We start from the raw sequence: 19,316 nt of genomic DNA, 5'->3' as shown, positions 1-19,316 counted from the left end.
GAAAGCCGGGCCGGCCGGAAGTGTATGAAGAAAAAGTATCCTTGGCAAAGAAGGAGATGTGTAAATAATGGAAAATAGAAGAGTTGTCGTGACAGGAATCGGAGCAGTAACTCCAGTCGGTAATGATGCAGAAACTGCATGGAAGAATATAATAGAGGGAAATTCAGGTGTAGGGCCTCTGACAAGGCTCAACAGCGATGAGTATCCTGCAAAGGTTGCAGCTGAAATCAAAGGGTTTGACCCCCATGAGTTCATTGATAAAAGAGAAGCAAGGAAAATGGACCGCTTTACTCATTATGCAGTAGCTTCTGCGCTGATGGCGGTAAAGGATGCCGATTTAACGATCAATGATGAGAATGCGCCAAGGATTGGCGTCTGGATCGGTTCGGGGATCGGCGGTATGGAAACATTCGAAAATCAGTTTGAAACCTTCCTAAACAGAGGATACAGAAGGGTAAGCCCGTTCTTTGTCCCTATGATGATCCCGGATATGGCGACAGGGCAGGTATCCATCACCCTCGGGGCGAAAGGCTTTAATTCCTGTACGGTCACAGCCTGTGCGACAGGGACCAATTCCATTGGAGATGCCTTCAAGGTCATCCAGAGGGGTGACGCGGACGCCATGGTAACAGGGGGGGCTGAAGCTCCGATCACACGTATGTCTGTTGCCGGCTTCTGTGCCAATACCGCATTGTCGACTAATCCGGATCCTAAAACCGCGAGCCGCCCTTTTGATAAAAATAGAGATGGCTTTGTCATCGGCGAGGGCGCTGGGATTGTTGTTCTGGAAGAGCTTGAGCATGCAAAGGCAAGGGGCGCCAAAATTTATGCAGAAATCGTGGGTTATGGCTCTACTGGCGATGCCTATCATATTACGGCTCCAGCTCCTGCCGGAGAGGGCGGAGCACGGGCGATGAAAATGGCGATTGATGATGCCGGTCTCTCCCCGCAGGATATTGACTATATCAATGCACATGGCACAAGCACAGATTATAACGACAAATTTGAAACGCTTGCCATCAAGGAAGTTTTCGGGGACCATGCCTACAAACTGGCCGTCAGCTCAACCAAGTCAATGACAGGCCACCTTCTTGGGGCAGCAGGCGGGGTAGAGGCAATCTTCACGCTTCTCGCTATGAAGGATGCTATTCTCCCTCCAACCATCAATTATGAAACGCCTGACCCGGAATGCGACCTGGATTATGTGCCAAACGAATCCAGAAAGAAAGATATCAGGGCTGCAATGAGCAACTCGCTGGGCTTTGGCGGCCATAATGCCACCATCGTTTTCAAACAGTATACAGAATAAAACATAGAAACAAAAAAGGCAGCACACGCCGGTTCCGGCCTGTGCTGCCTTTTTGCATTTCTGTAAGTCTTCAGGGAAACATTCCTGCCGTCAGCCAATAGAATATAAAGATTATCTTACAGGGAGGCGCAGGGCGTTTGGGGATCATGGAAACAGATAAATGGCTTGAACAGGATTTCTGGGAGCCCGAGAAAATTTGCAGCCGGCTTCTGGATGAATTCGGGGAAAAGGAGCCGGAGCTTATTTATGGTTATCTAACACGGTTTGGGATGTACAGGCCGGACCGGGTGAATTTCAGGGTGTACGAAGAATTGGCCGGCCAAGGCACTTGGAAATCAGCAGGCGGGCTTTTTAAGAAATACCGGAAAAAGTGGAACGGGCCGGATATACCTGTCTATATCTTTCCGGTGAACAGGAGCGGGAGCAGGGCCAGGCGTTCAGGAACGGTAAAATCAGGGGTCTCATTTCCCGATAAGATGTTTCTTTTCTTTGAACATGCCCAGGATGATAAGGAGCTGGAATCCCTTTTTATCCATGAGTACCATCACGTCTGCCGGATCAGGGAGCAAAAGAAAAAACTCCAGGACTACACCCTTATGGACTCCATGGTGCTGGAAGGAATGGCGGAATATGCGGTTGAAACGAATTGCGGCAAAGAATATGTGGCAGCATGGTGCACCCGCTATACGGAAAAAGAGCTTGGAAACTGGTGGGAGAAATATATTAAAGAAAACTTGAAAAAAACCAAAAAGGATCATGTTCATGATCAGATCCTTTTCGGAAAAGGCAGATACCCGGACCTGCTCGGATATGCTGCAGGATACTGGATTGTGAAACAATATTTCGAAAAGAATAACTTTTCTACAAAAGTTTCTTTTAATTTAAAACCCGAAACTTTAGGAGACCAAATTATAATTTTTTAGTATATTAAAGCGCTTTAAAGCCCTAAACTAAGGGCTTTCTGTTTTTTCTGAAATAATGAAAGTTAATAAATTTTAAAAAAATCTTGCAATTGTAATAAATCTGTAATAGTATTTTAATCAAATACAATGAATTAACAGACAATTCAAAAAGGTAAGAGGTGTCCCATGAGCTTTAAATCACACTCCAATTCAGATGCACCTTTGCTAGAGGTGAATAATTTAGAGACTGCTTTTTCTATCGATGGAAAATACTACAATGCAGTCGATAATGTGTCTTTCAAAGTCAAGCCGCGTCAGGTAGTAGGCATCGTAGGGGAATCCGGCTGCGGTAAATCGGTCATGAGCCTTTCCGTCATGAAGCTGCTTCCGAAGGGGATCGGCAAAATCAAATCAGGAGAGGTCGTCTTCGATGGGGTTCACCTCGAAGACATGGGTGAACGCCAGATCAATAAAATACGGGGCAAGGATATCGCAATGATCTTCCAAGAGCCGATGACCTCGCTCAACCCGGTGTTTTCAATAGGGTTCCAGCTGCAGGAAGTGCTCTTCAACCATATGAAATTATCAAAAAAAGAAGCCAGGCAAAAAAGCATCGCACTCCTGAAGAGCGTTGGCATCTCCCGTCCGGAAAAAATAGTTGATGAGTATCCTCACCAGCTGTCCGGAGGAATGAGGCAGAGGGTTATGATCGCCATGGCGATTGCCTGCCAGCCGAAGCTTCTTATTGCAGATGAGCCGACCACTGCCCTGGATGTAACCGTACAAGCCCAGATCCTTGAGCTCCTGAAAGAAATACAGGAAGTAAATGATATGTCCATCATCCTGATCACGCATGATCTCGGGGTAGTGGCAGAAATGTGCGATGACGTCTTTGTCATGTACGCAGGAAGAATTGTAGAGCGCACAGATGTCGACACACTCTTCCATAACCCGAAGCATCCATATACAGAGCTGCTGATGGGCGCCATCCCGAAAATGGATGAAGAAGTCGAATCGCTAAGCACCATAAAGGGGATTGTCCCATCACTGAAAAACATGCCTAAAACGGGATGCAAGTTTGCAGCCAGGTGCCCAAAGGCAATGCCGGAATGTACTGCCGTCACCCCGCTGCTGGCTGAAAATGAAGATGGGCATGAGGTAGCATGCCTGCTCTATGAAACTAGCAGGCCGAAAGAAGGAGTGACATTATAATGACGACAGCAACAACATCCCCGGCACTGAAAAAAGACAAAAGCGCCAATGAAACGCTGCTTGAAGTCAAGAATCTGAAAACCTACTATCCTATCAAGGGCGGAATCCTGAGAAGGACAGTAGCTGCCGTTAAAGCAGTAGACGATGTATCTTTTGAAATCAAAAAAGGCGAGACTCTCGGCCTTGTCGGCGAGTCCGGCTGCGGGAAGTCCACTACAGGAAGGACAATCCTGAGGCTTCTGGAGCCTACTGAAGGGGAAATCATTTTCGACGGCCAGGATATTACAAATCTCCGCGGAACAACTCTCAGGAAGATTCGCAAGGATTTCCAGATGGTCTTCCAGGATCCATATGCTTCCCTGAACCCGATGATGATGGTAGGCCATCTTATATCCGAGCCGATCCGCAACTATACAAAACGTTCAGAAAAGGACCTGAAGCCTGAGGTCATGGAACTTCTTGCAAGGGTAGGCCTTCCGGAAGATGCCTATTATAAATATCCGCACGAATTCTCCGGCGGCCAGAGGCAGCGGATCGGAATCGCGCGGGCCCTGGCACTGAAGCCTAAGCTCATCATCGCAGATGAACCGGTCTCCGCCCTGGATGTATCAGTCCAGTCCCAGGTGCTGAACCTTTTGAAAGAGCTTCAGGAAGAGTTTGACCTTACTTTCCTCTTCATTGCCCACGACCTTAGCGTCGTGAAGCATATGAGCGACCGGATTGGCGTCATGTACCTCGGCGGCCTTGTTGAAGTAGCAGATAAGTCCAGTTTATATGCAGAGCCGCTGCACCCGTATACACAGGCTCTGATCTCGGCTATCCCTGAGGCTGATCCGCGCAAAAAGAAAGACCGGATCATCCTTGAAGGCGATGTCCCAAGCCCGATCGACCCGCCTTCCGGCTGCACATTCCATCCGCGCTGTGCACACGCAATGCCGGAGTGCTCGAAGATCAAGCCTCAATTAAAGGAGGTGAAGCCTGGACATAGGGTTGCATGTCACTTATATAACTAAAGCTTGGCCATTTTGAAAAAAAAGAAACGATAATTATGGGGGGAAAACGATGAAGAAATCAGCATTTTGGCTATTTTCAGTCTTGCTGGTAATGTCCATGTTCCTTGCTGCCTGCTCTGGGAATGAAAAGACTTCAGGCGATGACACTGATAAAAAAGACGATGACACAGATGCTAAAACAACTGAAGTTGAAGGCGGAAAAGTAACATTTGGTTATACTCAGGCGTTTAAAGGTGTTTTATCTTATGCCTATTATGAAGGGGAAGACGATGCAAATGCCCTTCAGTTCATGCACGAAGGAATGGTTGCTTACAATGATGAGCTGCAGCCGATCCCTAACCTTGCTGAATGGACTTTCAATGAAGACAACACTGTTGTAACTTTCAAGTTGAAAGACGGCGTAAAATGGCATGACGGCGAACCATTGACTGCTGAAGATATGGAATATGCCTGGTACCTGATCGCAGATCCTACATATGAGGGAGCACGTTTCGCAAACGTGGCGATGATTAAGGGTGCACAGGAATACAAAGATGGAAAAGCTGACACGATTGAAGGTATCAAGGTTATTGATGACCTGACAGTAGAAGTTACAGTTACAGAACCTTCTGTCAACCTGATTGACAACATCTGGTCTATTCCAGAACCAAAGCATTATTATGGAGATATTTCTTCTAAAGAACTTCCTGACTCTGACCAAGTCCGTAAAAACCCGATTGGTGTCGGGCCGTTTAAAGTAACGAACATCGTTCCTGGCGAAATGATTGAATATGAGCGTAATGATGATTATTGGAGAGGCCCTGCCAAGCTTGACGGCGTTGTCTACAAAATCATTGATCCATCCCTTGCTGCCGGCCTGATCGAAAACGGCGAAGTGGATGTTATCCAGGCTCCTTCTGACCAGTGGGGACAAATTAAAGAACTTGGCAATATCAACCCTGTAACAATCGATGCTATGTCTTACAGCTATATCGGTATCGACCAGGGACGCTATGATGCAAAATCAGGAAAAGTTGTAATGGATAACCCTAAATTCTCTGACAAGCGCGTGCGCCAGGCATTGGTTTATGCACTGGACCGCCAAGCTTATATCGATGCGTTCACAAACGGTTTAGGTAAACCGCTTAACGTTCCATTCCCGTCCGTTTCATGGGCTAAGATCGACGATTCAGAAATCAACACTTATGACTATGATCCAGAAAAGGCAAAGAGCCTGTTGGATGAAGCCGGCTATAAAGATGTGGACGGCGACGGATTCCGTGAAGATCCAGACGGAAAGCCTTTCTCTATCAACTTCGATGCGATGGCAAGTGCTGAAACTTCTGAAGCGCGTGCTCAGTTCATTCTTCAATCTTGGGGTGAAGTTGGAGTCAAGGCTCAGCTTAACGGCGGTTCCCTGAAAGACTTCAACCTGTTCTATGACACTATCGAAGCAGATGATCCATCTGTTGAAACTTTCCATGGTGCATGGGGACTTTCATATGATCCAGATCCATCCGGCATCTGGCTGTCAACTGACAAGTGGAATATGTGGCGCTGGTTGAATGAAGAATCCGATGCGCTTATCAAGAAGGGTGTTCAATTCCCTGAAGATAAAAACCAGGATGTTATCGAATACCGTAAAGAAGTATACAACGAGTGGCAGAAACTTGTTAACGAAGAGCTTCCTGTAATCTTCTTCGACCAAAGGGAAGATGCATGGGCAATCAACAAACGTGTTGGCGGAGTCAAAGTAACTCCAGGCGGCACAGATGAGTTCTACAACTGGCACATTGTTGAGTAATAAGAAATAAGGTTTAGATAAGGGGAATGGAGTATGCTGCAATACACAATCCGAAGACTTATAGGTATGATCCCAATAATTTTCCTTATCTCCATTGTGGTGTTTACCCTGGCAAAGCTTATGCCAGGGGACGCCCTCTCTGGAAAAATCGACCCGCTAAATTCCGATCCGGAATATATCGAGGAAATGCGTGAAAAGATGGGCTTGAATGACCCAATCCATACACAGTATTTCCGCTGGATAGGCGGAGTGGTTCAAGGGGATTTTGGGGATTCATTCATCCATAAGCGCGATGTAATGGAATTGATCGGCGACAGGCTGCCGAACACAGTTTTCTTAGGTTTTACTTCACTCATGATTACGTATATTCTAGCTTTTATGATGGGCAGGTTCTCAGGCAGATTTGCCTACAGTCCAGGAGATTATCTAATATCAGGAATAAACTATTTGGCCTTGGCCATTCCAAGCTTTGTTGCAGCCCTAGTGGCGATTTACGTTTTCTCTTTCCAGCTGGGATGGGTCCCGGCGACTGGAAGTATCGGTTCAGGTGTTGAACCAGGATCTTTTGAATATTATTTGAGTAAAATCAAGCATACAATTCTTCCTGCGCTTGTATTGGGCACCATGGCTACGGCTGGATATACCCAGTTCCTGCGCAATGATATGATCGAAAGCTCTCGCAAAGATTATGTTCGTACAGCCAGAGCAAAGGGTACGAAAGAATCCGCGATTTATAATAAGCATATCCTCAGAAATTCGGTCATTCCGATTATTACACTGCTGGGCTTTGACATTGCAGGTCTTTTCGGGGGAGCTATTATTACCGAAACCATTTTTACATATCCGGGAATCGGATACCTGTTTGTAGAATCAGTAAACTCACGTGATTATTCCGTTATGATGGCCATCACCATGATGCTGACCATCCTGACGCTTATTGGAAATTTAGTGGCAGATATACTATATGGAATAGTAGATCCGCGCATACGTTTAAGTTAGGTAGGTGAGAGTTATGGAACCAACAATTTCGCAGCAAAGTACAACGGCTATTGAGGAGCCTGTAAAGCCTCCCAAGAGCCAGTCGCCATGGGCTCTCGCCCGCAGGAAATTTTTAAAGAATAAACTTGCCATGATCAGTCTCTGCTATCTTGTGCTCATTGTCTTAGTATCAATATTTGCCGAGCCGCTGTCCATGCCGATTGAGGAAACGGCTAAGCTGAATTTGACTGAAATCAGCAAAGAGCCTTCAGCAGAACACTATTTTGGCACAGATAAGTCTGGGAGAGATGTATTTGCCAGGACCCTCCATGGCGGAAAAACGTCATTGACTCTTGCTTTCTCCATCACCATTTCGGTAGTGGTGATTGGAACGATCGTAGGAGCCACAGCCGGATTCTTCGGAGGCTGGGTTGACAATGTGCTTATGCGCTTCACCGACTTTATGATGAACTTTCCGTTCCTGCTTTTCGTCATCGTGCTAAAGTCTATTTTCATAGAATCAAGTACAGCTACACTCATCTTCGTCATTAGTGTGCTGAGCTGGACCGGAATAGCCCGTCTGGTGCGAAGCAAGGTAATGGTAGAGAAAGAAAACGAGTATATCATGAGTTCCATCTCTATCGGCTGTTCGTCAGTTACAACGATTTTCAAGCATCTATTGCCGAATGTAATGTCTACCATTATTGTACAGGCTACATTGACACTTGCTGCCATGATCGTGGCGGAAACTGGCTTAAGCTTCCTCGGCTTCGGTGTACCGATGAACATTCCGAGCTGGGGCAATATGCTTCAGGATGCAAGAAGTCCGGATGTATTGACCAGCAAGTGGTGGATATGGATACCGCCTGCAACGGTTCTGACACTGACAATACTATCAATCAACTTCGTTGGCGAGGGTCTGAAGGACGCATTTAACCCTAAGTCAAATAGATAATGCGGCTGGCATCAGCCGGAACCATAAAGGGCGAGACACTTCAGGTGCTCACCCTTTTTTAATGAAATCCGCAATTAAAGATCCTTTTAGGGGTCTTTTTTCTTTTTGCCGTATGATTTAACGCTTTCTATCATATATATGTAAAAAAAAAGAGAGCAGGAGTATATATGGGACAAGCCAGAAGGGATCCAGCCCAATGATCTTCAGGCTGTTTATTTTTATTACTGGTTTTGGACTGGCTGTAGCAGGCGGGATCAGCACGGTGGCTTATTTAAATCTCTTAATTGCCGGGCATGAATTGAGTGACTATTTTTCATACATTCTTAAAAGGCCTGAGTGCGGCCTGCTCCCGGCGGGGATTGTCATTATTACAGTGGCCGTATACTTTCCGCAGGGAACTGAGGAGTAAACTGTTGCACGTGGAGGAATAAATTAACTATTTCCTGTTCATACTGAGTGACAAATAGTTACTTGAAGTGAGGGGTTATAAGATGTTGTATCTTCATGATGTATGGGTGAACTGGTTTGAAGGAGAAGAAAACGGATATAATGTATGCCACTTTCATGAATGGAGAAAAGATGACAGTGTGGAATTGCTTGATCAGGTCCCATTGTTAAAGGTAGAGCCGCTCCTTTTCAACTACATAGAAAACGACTTATCAGAACTGCCGCAACAGCTGCTGAACGACATCTACCAAAAAGCATATTTGCGAAAAAACCACGAACGGACACAGCTTGATTACTGTTTTGTCGTCTCCGACGGTTCAGGCATATTGGCAGTCGATACGATCAGCTATAATATACCCATCCGCAAAAGCCGGCTGATTCCAAGGCAGGAGCAGCTTGCTTACGAAATGCTTGATAATCAGGAAACCATCCAATATGCATTTAACGACCAATCCTGTTTAAAGGATTTTCACATCCTTTCGCCAGCCCCGGAAATGATGAACGGCCTTACCAGAAAAGAAAGGCAGCTGAAGCAGCTGCTCTTTATGGCTCTTGATCAGCTTCATTCATCTGGGAATACAGCTGAAATCCGCTATTGGTATACAGAGTGGAATCCAGAGAAATATACTATAATCCAGCAGCTGGAATTCGAACAGGCCTGGAAGTCACTGTATGAGGAAACGAAGCTGGGATGGTCAGGAAAACATGAAGCTTTTTGCGAAAATATCATTAAAGGGCAGCCATTTTTTGAGAAACTGTGGGAAATGGAGCATGGCTCGAAAGTGAATTAATATGCATAATTCTATACTGAAGGAAAAAGGAGTATCTTTTTCCTAAAGACCAAATAAAGTTTGAAAACCCTGTTGATTGGAGTGCAAGGCACGTAGACTCCTGCGGGAAATAGCGGAAGAGTTGAGACCCCGCAACCGCTTGCGGTGAGGAGGCTCAACTCCGCCCCGCGGAAAGCGAAGTGCCTGGAACGGAAATCAACAGCCCCATTTAAAGACCTGATTTATGGGGAGAGGGATTACAAAACCATGCCCTCTTTGGTTTAATGAAAAAAGGAGCTGATCACAGCTCCTTTTTTTCATTATCGGCGTTTTCTGCCGAGGCCCATGGCGTTTTCCATTTTGGCCAGCATTTTATTGGCAGTGAATTGAGCCTTTTCGGCTCCTCTATCCAGGATTTCATCCAGCTCGCTTGATTCCATGAGCTGAGTGTATTTTTCCTGGATTGGCACGATTGTATCGACAACCACTTTTGCAAGATCGCCTTTGAAGTCTCCGTAGCCTTTTCCTTCGTATTGCGCCTCGATCTCGTCTATAGTCCTGCCGGAAAGGATGGAGTAGATAGATAAGAGATTGGAAACTCCAGGCTTATTTTCTTTATCAAACTTTACAATTCCTTCAGAGTCCGTAACTGCGCTTTTAATTTTTTTCTCAATCTGCTTTTGATCATCAAGCAAAGAGATGAAAGACTTTTTGTTAGAATCAGATTTACTCATCTTTTTAGCCGGATCCTGGAGGGACATAACTCTTGCTCCTACTTTTGCGATCCGCACTTCCGGGATTGTAAAGATGTCATTATATTTCTTGTTGAATCTTTCTGCCAAATCCCTTGTAAGCTCCAAATGCTGCTTCTGATCTTCCCCTACAGGAACCAGGTCTGTCTTATATAGAAGAATGTCGGCAGCCATGAGCGGCGGATAGGTCAGCAGGCCGGAAGATACTGCTTCTTTTCCGTGGGACTTATCTTTAAACTGGGTCATCCTCTCAAGCTCCCCGATATAGGAAACGCATTGCATCATCCATCCGGCCTGTGCATGGGCAGGGACTTCAGACTGGATGAAAAGTGTTGCTTTCTCAGGGTCGATCCCGACAGCAAGATAGAGGGCTGCAAGGCTCCTGATATTTTTGCGGAGCTCCATCCGGTCCTGCTGGACAGTGATGGCATGCTGATCGACAATGCAGAAATAGCAGTTATATTCGTTTTGCAATTCCACGAATTGCTTCATGGCACCTATATAATTCCCCAGTGTAAGAGTGCCGCTGGGCTGGATGCCGGAAAAAATGGTTTTCATATATATTCCTCCTTGGATGTATCAGCAGACAAAAAGTGAGCCGAAAAAGTGGCGGAAATTCCGCAAAAGACGTAAAAAGACCATTCGTCCCCCTGAAAAATAGGGACGAATGGTCCGCGGTGCCACCCTAAGTGCCTCGGCTGAGGCCTCTTAACCCCGGCTTGCCTGCAGGCCGGGCTTCCCATAACGCGGGATACGCCGGAAGCTAATAGGCAGCAGGAAGCAGCCTTTCGCAGCCGGAGCTCTAAAGTCCATTCGATTTGCCGGGATGTTTGTTTCCACCAGCCACAAACTCTCTTTAATCCCTGAGCAAATGTACTACTCTTTGTCATTGCTTTATCATCAACAGTATTGGTTTTATACATTAAAATATACCAAAACTGCAGAAAAAATCAAGGTAATTCGAAATAACACACCTGGAATTCGTATAGGAAAACAAGAAAAATATGGGAAAAATCAAGGTCCAAATAACCTTCGGCAAAAGGGGAATTAAGAAAAATTTCAAAAAAATTAAAACTAGCAAACTCTTGATTTAAAAGTATTTTTTCGACAATTTTCTCACTATACCCTCCATTGAAAAATAAAAGCCCCTTGCAAACAAGTTTTAAAATACATATAATAAACGTAACAAATGATTCTTTACGAATCTGTAACATTCTTGCATATAGTTCTGAAAACCTATGGATAAAGAGATTAGTAGTAAGTTTATAGCTTACAGAATTTTGGCTTATCCTTTTGATTTTTCTCTCGAATTGTCAGAATAGAGGATAATCTTTGTCTTTTGAGTTATAAGCTTACTTTTTTTGCTGCGCGGATAATCAGTTTATTTTTACAGTTAATTTACTGACTATTTGAGCAATATATCCAAGGCGGACAGTTGTTTATGGAAGCGTGGACAGATTCCTGCAAAAGGCATTTGTGGAAATTATATAGGGGGGTAACACCGTGAACAAAAGATTATCGATCTTTTTTAGTATGTTGCTTGTTCTAAGCATGTTCCTTGCAGCGTGCAGCGGCGGCGGCGATGATGCCGGCAGCGGAAGCGATGGAGACGGAGGGAAAGACGTACCTCAGGACTTAGCGGTTAACATTAACTCTGAACCGCCTTCACTTCACCCGGGCCTTGCAAAGGATGCAACTTCCGGTACTGTTCTTCGCCAGACTTTCGAAGGTCTGACACGCATCAATCCAGATGGAAAGCCTGAACCGGCAGCAGCTGAGAAAATTGAAGTTTCTGAAGATCAGAAAGTTTATACTTACACATTAAGGGATGCTCAATGGACTAATGGCGATCCTGTAACGGCAGAAGACTTTGCATATGCATGGAAGTGGGCTATCGATCCTGCCAACCAGTCTGAGTATGCTTACCAGCTTTACTACATCGCAGGTGCTGAAGCTGCCAACACTGGCGGCGGTTCACTTGATGACGTAGGAATCGAAGTTGTAGATGAAAAAACGCTTAAAGTAACTTTGGCAAATCCTACTCCATTCTTTGATGAATTGACTGCATTCTATACGTACCTGCCGATCAACAGCAAGGTTGCACAAGCAAACCCTGACTGGGCAAACGATGCAGGCGACGATTATACTTCAAATGGTCCATTCAAGATGACTGAATGGTCACACAGTGACAAGATTGTTCTTGAAAAGAACGATACTTACTGGGATAAAGATACTGTAAAGCTTAACTCGATCGAAATGATCATGGTAAATGATCCAAACACTGAACTGTCAATGCTTGACAACGGCGAGCTTGACTGGGCAGGAGCACCGACTGGAGCACTTCCGACTGATGCTATGCAGGCCCTTAAAGACGAAGACCGCCTTGTAACACAGCCTATCGCTGGTGTTTACAACTACAAATTCAACACAACTGCAGAACCTTTCAACAATGTGAATATCCGTAAGGCATTCACATATGCAATCAACCGTCAGGAGCTTATCGACAACATCCTTCAGGGTGAACAGCTTCCAGCGATGGCTATCGTTCCGCCGTCAATGTTCGCTGAAAATGAAGAAGGCTATTTTGCTGACAATGATGTAGAAAAAGCTAAAGAATTCTTGCAAAAAGGTCTGGAAGAGCTTGGCTACAAGGATGCTTCTGAGCTTCCTGCAGTAACTCTTTCTTATAATACTTCTGAAGCACACCAGAAGATTGCTCAGGCAATCCAGGATATGTGGAAGCAGAACCTTGGCGTAGAAGTAACACTTGATAACTCTGAGTGGGCTGTATACCTTGATAAGGTTCACGCTCTTGACTACCAGGTAGCTCGTATGGGCTGGCTTGGAGACTTCAACGATGCAATCAACTTCCTTGAGCTTTACCGTGATGCTGATGGAGGTAACAACGATACTGGATGGGAAAGCAAAGAATTCCAGGATCTGTTAGCGCAATCTGCAACAGAAGCTGATGCAGAAGCACGTCAGCAGCTGCTTAAAGATGCTGAAGCAATCTTCATGGAAGATATGCCTGTAGCTCCTATCTATTTCTACACAAACAACTGGGTTCAGGATGAAAGCCTTAAAGGCGTAGCTGTTTCCGGACTTGGCGACGTTCAATACAAATGGGCGTACTTTGAATAAGAATAGCTAATACTAATAGCTGTCTAAACGAGAGGTATATGGGGTTTTTCCCCCATATACCTTCGTTTCTGAATGAAGCAGAAATAAAATTGGAGGTGTTTGACAATGGCGAAATATATTGGAAAACGCTTAATCTATATGATTGTCTCGCTGTGGCTTATCATCACAGCAACGTTTTTCTTTATGCGCATTGCACCAGGGAATCCATTTACATCAGAAAAACAACTGCCTCCCGAAATTGAAGCAAACCTGAATGCCCACTACGGGCTCGATCAGCCATGGTATGTTCAATATGGGGAGTATCTATTAAGAATCATAAAATGGGATTTTGGCCCATCTTTTAAGTATAAGAGCCAGACTGTCAATGATTTAATCAGCGAAGGTTTTCCTGTATCTCTTATGCTCGGTATCGAGGCGATTCTGATCGCAGTTTCAATCGGTGTTGTTTTAGGGGTTATTGCAGCCCTCAAGCACAATAAGTGGCAGGACTACACTGCAATGATCGTTGCAGTTATGGGGATCTCGGTTCCTTCCTTCATCATGGCCACATTCCTGCAATATTTCCTTGCGATTAAACTTGGCGTCTTCCCGGTAGCCAGGTGGGAGTCCTTCATGCATACGATATTGCCTGCGTTGGCGCTTGCGGCATCTCCAATGGCGTTTATCGCCCGTCTGACGCGTTCTTCCATGCTGGAAGTGCTCTCGAATGATTATATTAAAACGGCTAAATCTAAAGGTTTGAGCCAGGGTGTTATTACCATTAAACATACAATCCGAAATGCTATGCTTCCTGTCGTTTCCTATATGGGACCTCTTTCAGCAGGTATTATTACAGGCAGCTTCGTAATTGAAAAGATCTTTGGTATTCCGGGACTCGGCTCCCACTTTGTATTAAGCATCGGAAACCGTGATTACACTGTTATTATGGGAGTTACCGTATTCTACAGTATCATTCTGTTAGTGTCTATTCTCCTTGTCGACATTGCGTACGGACTCATTGACCCGCGCATCAAACTTGCAGGCGGGAAGAAAGGAGAGTAAATTATGGGACAGTTATCAAAAGATAAATTCAGAGTTGTTGGCACACAAACAACTGATGCAGAAAAAATCAGTAAACCAAGCCTATCTTTCTGGAAAGATGTTACACTTAGATTCCGAAAAAACAAGCTTGCCATGTTTGGGATTGTGCTTTTGGCCATCCTTGTATTTATGGCGATCTTTGGACCATATATGACACCATATGATTATGCATCAAACGATCTAGGCAATAAAAATCAGTCACCATCTTCCGAGCACTGGTTCGGTACAGATGATCTGGGACGCGATGTATTTGCCCGTACATGGGAAGGTGCACGAATCTCCCTGTTCATCGGTTTGGCAGCTGCATTAATTGATCTCTTCATTGGCGTACTATGGGGCGGCATCGCCGGCTTCAAAGGCGGACGCACAGATGAATATATGATGCGTGCAGCGGATGTCCTTTATGGGATTCCTTACTTGCTGCTTGTTATCCTTCTTATGGTTGTATTAGGCCAGAGTGTCGGCACGATGATCCTTGCCATGACCATTACCGGATGGATCAATATGTCACGTATTGTCCGTGGACAAGTCCTTTCACTTAAGAATCAGGAATATGTCCTTGCTTCAAGAACTTTGGGAGCAAATGTTTCGCGCATCATGTTCAAGCACCTGATCCCGAATACAATGGGCCCTATTCTTGTAACCATGACACTTACAGTGCCATCAGCTATCTTTACTGAGGCATTCCTTAGCTATTTGGGTCTTGGTCTGACACCGCCTGTAGCGAGCTGGGGAACCATGGCAAATGACGGCCTTCCGGCACTTAGATATTATCCTTGGCGCTTGTTCTTCCCGGCAACGTTTATCTGCTTGACCATCTTTGCATTTAACGTAATCGGCGACGGACTTCGTGATGCGCTAGATCCGCGACTACGCAAATAAGGAGTGAGATAAATGGAAAAATTACTCGAAGTAAAAGATTTAAGAGTCTCATTCCAAACTTATGGAGGAGAAGTCCAGGCTGTCCGCGGCGTGTCCTTCGATCTTCATAAAGGTGAGACCCTCGCGATTGTCGGCGAGTCCGGTTCAGGTAAAAGTGTTACCTCCCAGACAATCATGAAATTGATTCCAATGCCGCCAGGCAGAATTGCTGGAGGACAAATTCTCCTTGATGGCGACGATATCGTTCCAAAATCGGAAAAGGAAATGGAAAAGATCCGCGGTAAAGAAATCAGTATGATTTTCCAGGATCCAATGACTTCTCTGAACCCGACAATGAGAATTGGCCGCCAAATCATGGAGGTGCTGATCAAGCACCAGAATATGTCATCTTCTGCTGCTAAGGATAGGGCGACAGAGCTTTTGCGCCTTGTTGGGATTCCAATGCCGGAGAAGCGTGTAAACCAATATCCTCATGAGTTCTCAGGCGGTATGAGACAGCGTGCTATGATTGCCATCGCACTTGCCGCAAGTCCAAAGCTTTTGATCGCGGACGAGCCTACAACAGCGCTTGATGTAACAATTCAGGCTCAGATTCTGGATCTAATGAAGGATCTTCAGAGCAAAATGGATACTTCCATTATCTTCATTACTCATGACCTTGGTGTAGTTGCCAATGTAGCAGACCGTGTTGCTGTTATGTATGCCGGCCAGATTGTAGAAATGGGAACAGTTGATGAAATATTCTATGATCCGCGCCATCCTTATACATGGGGGCTTCTGGCTTCCATGCCTAGCCTTGATAATGATGGAAAGACTGAACTTGCAGCAATTCCAGGTACTCCTCCTGATTTAACTAACCCTCCAGTGGGAGACGCATTTGCAGCGAGGAACCAGTTTGCATTGGCCATAGATTTTGAAGAAGAACCGCCAATGTATCAGATTTCTGAAACGCACTTTGCAAAAACATGGCTGCTCCATCCGGATGCACCGGAAGTAGAACCGCCTGAAGCTGTCAAGCGCAGGATCCGCAAGCTCTCTTCCACATTCGATAAGCCTGTTTTAGTGAAGGAGGGCAAATAAAATGGCTGAAAAGTTAATTGAAATCAAAAATCTAAAGCAGCACTTTAATGTCGGCCGCCCTAATATGGTAAAGGCAGTAGACGGCATTTCATTTGACATCTACAAAGGTGAAACGCTTGGCCTTGTAGGCGAGTCAGGCTGCGGAAAATCGACGACCGGAAGAACGATCATCAGACTGTACGATGCTACAGACGGACAAGTCCTTTTTGAAGGAGAGAACGTCCACGGAAGGAAATCTGCTAAAGAGCTGAAGAAATTCAACCGCAAAATGCAGATGATTTTCCAGGATCCTTACGCTTCCCTGAATCCTAGGATGACTGTAGCTGATATCATTGCTGAAGGCATTGACATCCATGGCCTTGCCACAAGCAAGAAAGAGCGTATGGAAAGAGTGTATGAGCTTCTTGAAACGGTCGGCTTGAACAAAGAGCACGCTAACCGTTACCCGCATGAGTTCTCAGGCGGTCAGCGCCAGCGGATCGGGATTGCCCGCGCTCTTGCCGTACAGCCTGAATTCATCATTGCTGATGAGCCGATTTCAGCTCTCGATGTTTCCATCCAGGCACAGGTAGTAAACCTGATGAAGCAATTGCAGCGCGAAAAAGGGCTGACTTATCTGTTTATTGCCCATGACCTTTCCATGGTTAAATATATCAGTGACAGGATTGGAGTTATGTACTTCGGCAAGCTGGTTGAAATTGCTCCGGCCGATGATCTCTACAATAACCCGCTCCATCCTTATACACAGTCCCTTCTTTCTGCCATTCCGCTTCCGGATCCAGAAACTGAGAGGACCAGAAAGCGTACAAGCTATGATCCTGCTGTCCACAATTATACGGACAGTGACCAAGTGGAGATGCGGGAAATTGCACCAGGACATTATGTTTACTGCTCTGAAAAGGAAGCAGCACAATATAAGGCCCAATACAAAAAATAACAAAAGACGATCTCATTCCGAGATCGTCTTTTGGCTTTTAATTACATCAAATAAAAAGAACAGCAAAAATTTTAGAATTATCGTTGCAGGTGATGTAAATAGCTAAGCTGTAAAAACGACCTATTTCGGAATGTGAAGTATCACTTTAACCCTTTTTCTCATTAACGCATTTTTCTTGTAATAATAATACAACATTTTGACAACAATTACTATTATAAATTTTCTATATATTCATTATTCCTATTAAAATCTTAAAAAATCCTTATTTCAAGTGTAATAGGAAAGAAGAGAGGGAATGAGTACTATGTTATTGCTTTTTACATATGTAAATGGAAGCAGGCTACCTTTATAATGAAAATACAAGGATAGAAGGGAGACGGAATATGAAGGCTCTGAAAATGACTGCGGCTGCTGCTGCTTTGTCTTCGCTCATCACAATACATGCCAGTGCGGAAGAGAGTGAAAAGCTGACAAACAGCTCCATGCCCGTAAGAGAATACATAGAAATGAAAAAAGAACTGCCAGCAGCCATGGCACGTTTTAAATATGACTCAGGCTATACCCTTGAATACCCTGACGCTGTAAGAGGAGTCTATGTTACCGGGCATTCTGCCGGCGGAGAAAAATTTAATAAGTTAGTAGATTTGATCGGCAAAACTGACTTAAATGCCATGGTTATCGATATAAAGGATGACTGGGGCAATCTGACCTATATTCCTGAAGGGAAATCCCCGTACAGCTCCATCGGCAAACCCTATATAAAAGACCCTGCAACGGTTCTGAAAACAATGGAGGAGAAGAAGATTTATCCTATAGCCCGTGTGGTTGTCTTTAAGGATAGCGTATTGGCCAATAGCAAGCCGGAATGGTCATATAAGGACGGGAATAAGGTCTGGTCAAATGGAAGAGGTGAATCATTCGTAAACCCATTCCTGAAAGAGGTTTGGGATTATAATGTCGGTATAGCCATTGAAGCCGCTAAGATGGGATTCCAGGAAATTCAATTTGATTATGTCCGTTTTCCTGAAGGGTTTGAAAAACGTGAAGAGACTTTAACTTATTCTACTGGAGAGTATAATGGCGCTGATGATAATGTTCAAAAAAGGGTTCAGGCTGTCACTGACTTTGTAGCTTATGCGAGGGAAAAGCTTAAGCCTTATGATGTACAAGTTTCTGTTGATATCTTTGGCTACAGCGCAACACTGCCGGAAGCACCCGGAATCGGCCAGAATTTCTCTAAGATTTCCTCCAATGTTGATGTCATTTCATCAATGATTTATCCGAGTCATTGGACGTCCTATTTCGGGATCAGCAAGCCAGATCTGGAACCATATAATCTTGTGGCAGAATATTCTAAGCTTGAGAAGAAGAAGCTTGCAGAGCTGGAAGAGGCGCCTGTATCAAGGCCATGGCTCCAGGACTTTACGGCATCGTGGCTGGGGGCAGGGAATTACAAGGCATACGGAAAGCAAGAGGTAGAAGCTCAGATTAAAGCCCTTAAAGACCAGGGGATCAATGAATATCTCCTTTGGAATGCAGGCAATTCCTACACAGAAGGCGTTGACTATACACCAGGGGAATAAAAAAGGAAAAGCCGGGCAATTGACCCGGCTTCATCTCTGTTCAATTGAGCGGCCATTTTCAGGCCAAGACCGCATGCTAATGGCTGTTATATCCTAATGAGCGTTAATAGCAGGATGTTATTTGACACAGAAGCTGTATGCGGTATCATAGTATATGGCAGGATCAGTTTTACTTTCTGCCGCCTACATTTTTCCACCCAGTCTGCACCTTTGCGGATTGATCCACAAATTCGGATTTTCGTTTACCGCCGAACAGCTTCTCGCCGATTCCATTCGCTGCAACTCCAATTATAGCAGTAATCCCAATCACGAGCAGGGCAACAATCGATAAATCCGCAGCAAATTCAATCATATAAACCTCCATCTTTCTTTTCACAGCAGCGCTGCGAATAATTTATAATGCCAAATGCCAGTGTCCTTTCTATTTATTGTAAAAGAACAGCAGTTATTAGAAAAGGTCTATTGTATAAATACTTTACATTTTGGCAAATT

Annotated in this window: 17 protein-coding genes and 1 other annotated feature; of the genes, 15 read left to right on the top strand and 2 right to left on the bottom strand. The window is 44.8% G+C overall.

Translation table 11 applies throughout. From position 1 onward, the window contains the following. The first annotated feature begins 67 nt into the window (after nt 1-67). From fabF to Q9R36_RS04810, 9 genes are all read left to right on the top strand, one after another. The gene (gene fabF / locus Q9R36_RS04850) at nt 68-1,309 is read left to right on the top strand and encodes a beta-ketoacyl-ACP synthase II (protein WP_009794085.1); all 1,242 of its coding nucleotides are present in this window, start codon (nt 68-70) and stop codon (nt 1,307-1,309) included. Nucleotides 1,310-1,455: 146 nt separating this feature from the next. Beyond that, a complete protein-coding gene (locus Q9R36_RS04845; protein WP_311224637.1) occupies nt 1,456-2,232 on the top strand; it encodes a DUF2268 domain-containing putative Zn-dependent protease in 777 nt (258 codons plus the stop codon). A 165-nt stretch (nt 2,233-2,397) separates the two neighbouring features. Further along, a complete protein-coding gene (locus tag Q9R36_RS04840; protein ID WP_009794087.1) occupies nt 2,398-3,423 on the top strand; it encodes an ABC transporter ATP-binding protein in 1,026 nt (341 codons plus the stop codon). After that, nucleotides 3,423-4,436 (top strand): ABC transporter ATP-binding protein, encoded by a 1,014-nt coding sequence (locus Q9R36_RS04835; protein WP_009794088.1) that lies wholly within the window; start codon nt 3,423-3,425, stop codon nt 4,434-4,436. Before Q9R36_RS04840 ends, Q9R36_RS04835 begins: the two co-directional genes overlap by 1 nt. Nucleotides 4,437-4,485: 49 nt before the next feature. Then, nucleotides 4,486-6,219: an oligopeptide ABC transporter substrate-binding protein gene (gene opp4A, locus Q9R36_RS04830; protein WP_094768242.1), complete on the top strand. Its 1,734-nt coding sequence runs from the start codon at nt 4,486-4,488 to the stop codon at nt 6,217-6,219. A 33-nt stretch (nt 6,220-6,252) separates the two neighbouring features. Continuing rightward, the gene (opp4B, locus tag Q9R36_RS04825; RefSeq protein ID WP_022543607.1) at nt 6,253-7,218 is read left to right on the top strand and encodes an oligopeptide ABC transporter permease; all 966 of its coding nucleotides are present in this window, start codon (nt 6,253-6,255) and stop codon (nt 7,216-7,218) included. Nucleotides 7,219-7,231: 13 nt separating this feature from the next. Next, on the top strand, nt 7,232-8,152 hold the full coding sequence (opp4C, locus tag Q9R36_RS04820) for an oligopeptide ABC transporter permease (protein WP_009794091.1): 921 nt from the start codon (nt 7,232-7,234) through the stop codon (nt 8,150-8,152). Nucleotides 8,153-8,348: 196 nt separating this feature from the next. Then, nucleotides 8,349-8,561: a YuzI family membrane protein gene (locus Q9R36_RS04815; RefSeq protein ID WP_311224603.1), complete on the top strand. Its 213-nt coding sequence runs from the start codon at nt 8,349-8,351 to the stop codon at nt 8,559-8,561. An 82-nt stretch (nt 8,562-8,643) separates the two neighbouring features. Next, a complete protein-coding gene (locus Q9R36_RS04810) occupies nt 8,644-9,390 on the top strand; it encodes a YjbA family protein (protein WP_009794093.1) in 747 nt (248 codons plus the stop codon). A 299-nt stretch (nt 9,391-9,689) separates the two neighbouring features. On the opposite strand, the gene trpS is transcribed toward Q9R36_RS04810, so the two are convergent. Beyond that, on the bottom strand, nt 9,690-10,679 hold the full coding sequence (gene trpS / locus Q9R36_RS04805) for a tryptophan--tRNA ligase (RefSeq protein WP_311224602.1): 990 nt from the start codon (nt 10,677-10,679) through the stop codon (nt 9,690-9,692). A 98-nt stretch (nt 10,680-10,777) separates the two neighbouring features. Next, nucleotides 10,778-11,020, bottom strand: a binding site (T-box leader). A 604-nt stretch (nt 11,021-11,624) separates the two neighbouring features. Here trpS and Q9R36_RS04800 point away from each other — a divergent pair. From Q9R36_RS04800 to Q9R36_RS04775, 6 genes are all read left to right on the top strand, one after another. After that, nucleotides 11,625-13,262: a peptide ABC transporter substrate-binding protein gene (locus Q9R36_RS04800; RefSeq protein WP_022543608.1), complete on the top strand. Its 1,638-nt coding sequence runs from the start codon at nt 11,625-11,627 to the stop codon at nt 13,260-13,262. 105 nt (nt 13,263-13,367) lie between these two features. Further along, the gene (locus Q9R36_RS04795) at nt 13,368-14,303 is read left to right on the top strand and encodes an ABC transporter permease (protein ID WP_009794098.1); all 936 of its coding nucleotides are present in this window, start codon (nt 13,368-13,370) and stop codon (nt 14,301-14,303) included. A gap of 3 nt (nt 14,304-14,306) precedes the next feature. Continuing rightward, nucleotides 14,307-15,224, top strand: coding sequence for an ABC transporter permease (locus Q9R36_RS04790; RefSeq protein ID WP_009794099.1), 918 nt, complete (start codon nt 14,307-14,309; stop codon nt 15,222-15,224). Nucleotides 15,225-15,236: 12 nt separating this feature from the next. After that, complete coding sequence (locus tag Q9R36_RS04785) at nt 15,237-16,304, top strand: ABC transporter ATP-binding protein (RefSeq protein ID WP_009794100.1); 1,068 nt, start codon at nt 15,237-15,239, stop codon at nt 16,302-16,304. A gap of 1 nt (nt 16,305) precedes the next feature. Continuing rightward, entirely contained in the window at nt 16,306-17,241 is a 936-nt protein-coding gene (locus Q9R36_RS04780; protein ID WP_009794101.1) for an ABC transporter ATP-binding protein, read from the top strand. 383 nt (nt 17,242-17,624) lie between these two features. Beyond that, nucleotides 17,625-18,824 carry a putative glycoside hydrolase gene (locus Q9R36_RS04775; RefSeq protein ID WP_311224601.1) on the top strand — a complete coding sequence of 400 codons (1,200 nt, stop codon included), beginning with the start codon at nt 17,625-17,627 and terminating at the stop codon, nt 18,822-18,824. A 169-nt stretch (nt 18,825-18,993) separates the two neighbouring features. Here Q9R36_RS04775 and Q9R36_RS04770 read toward each other — a convergent pair whose 3' ends face one another. After that, nucleotides 18,994-19,176: a hypothetical protein gene (locus Q9R36_RS04770; protein ID WP_022543609.1), complete on the bottom strand. Its 183-nt coding sequence runs from the start codon at nt 19,174-19,176 to the stop codon at nt 18,994-18,996. Between the last annotated feature and the right edge of the window lie 140 nt (nt 19,177-19,316).

Source organism: Bacillus sp. AG4(2022) (assembly GCF_031844465.1).
In the GTDB taxonomy this organism is placed as follows: Bacteria; Bacillota; Bacilli; order Bacillales; family Cytobacillaceae; genus Bacillus_AB; species Bacillus_AB infantis.
The sequence above is the reverse complement of the archived record's forward strand: the minus strand, read 5'-3'. Positions and strand labels throughout refer to the sequence as shown.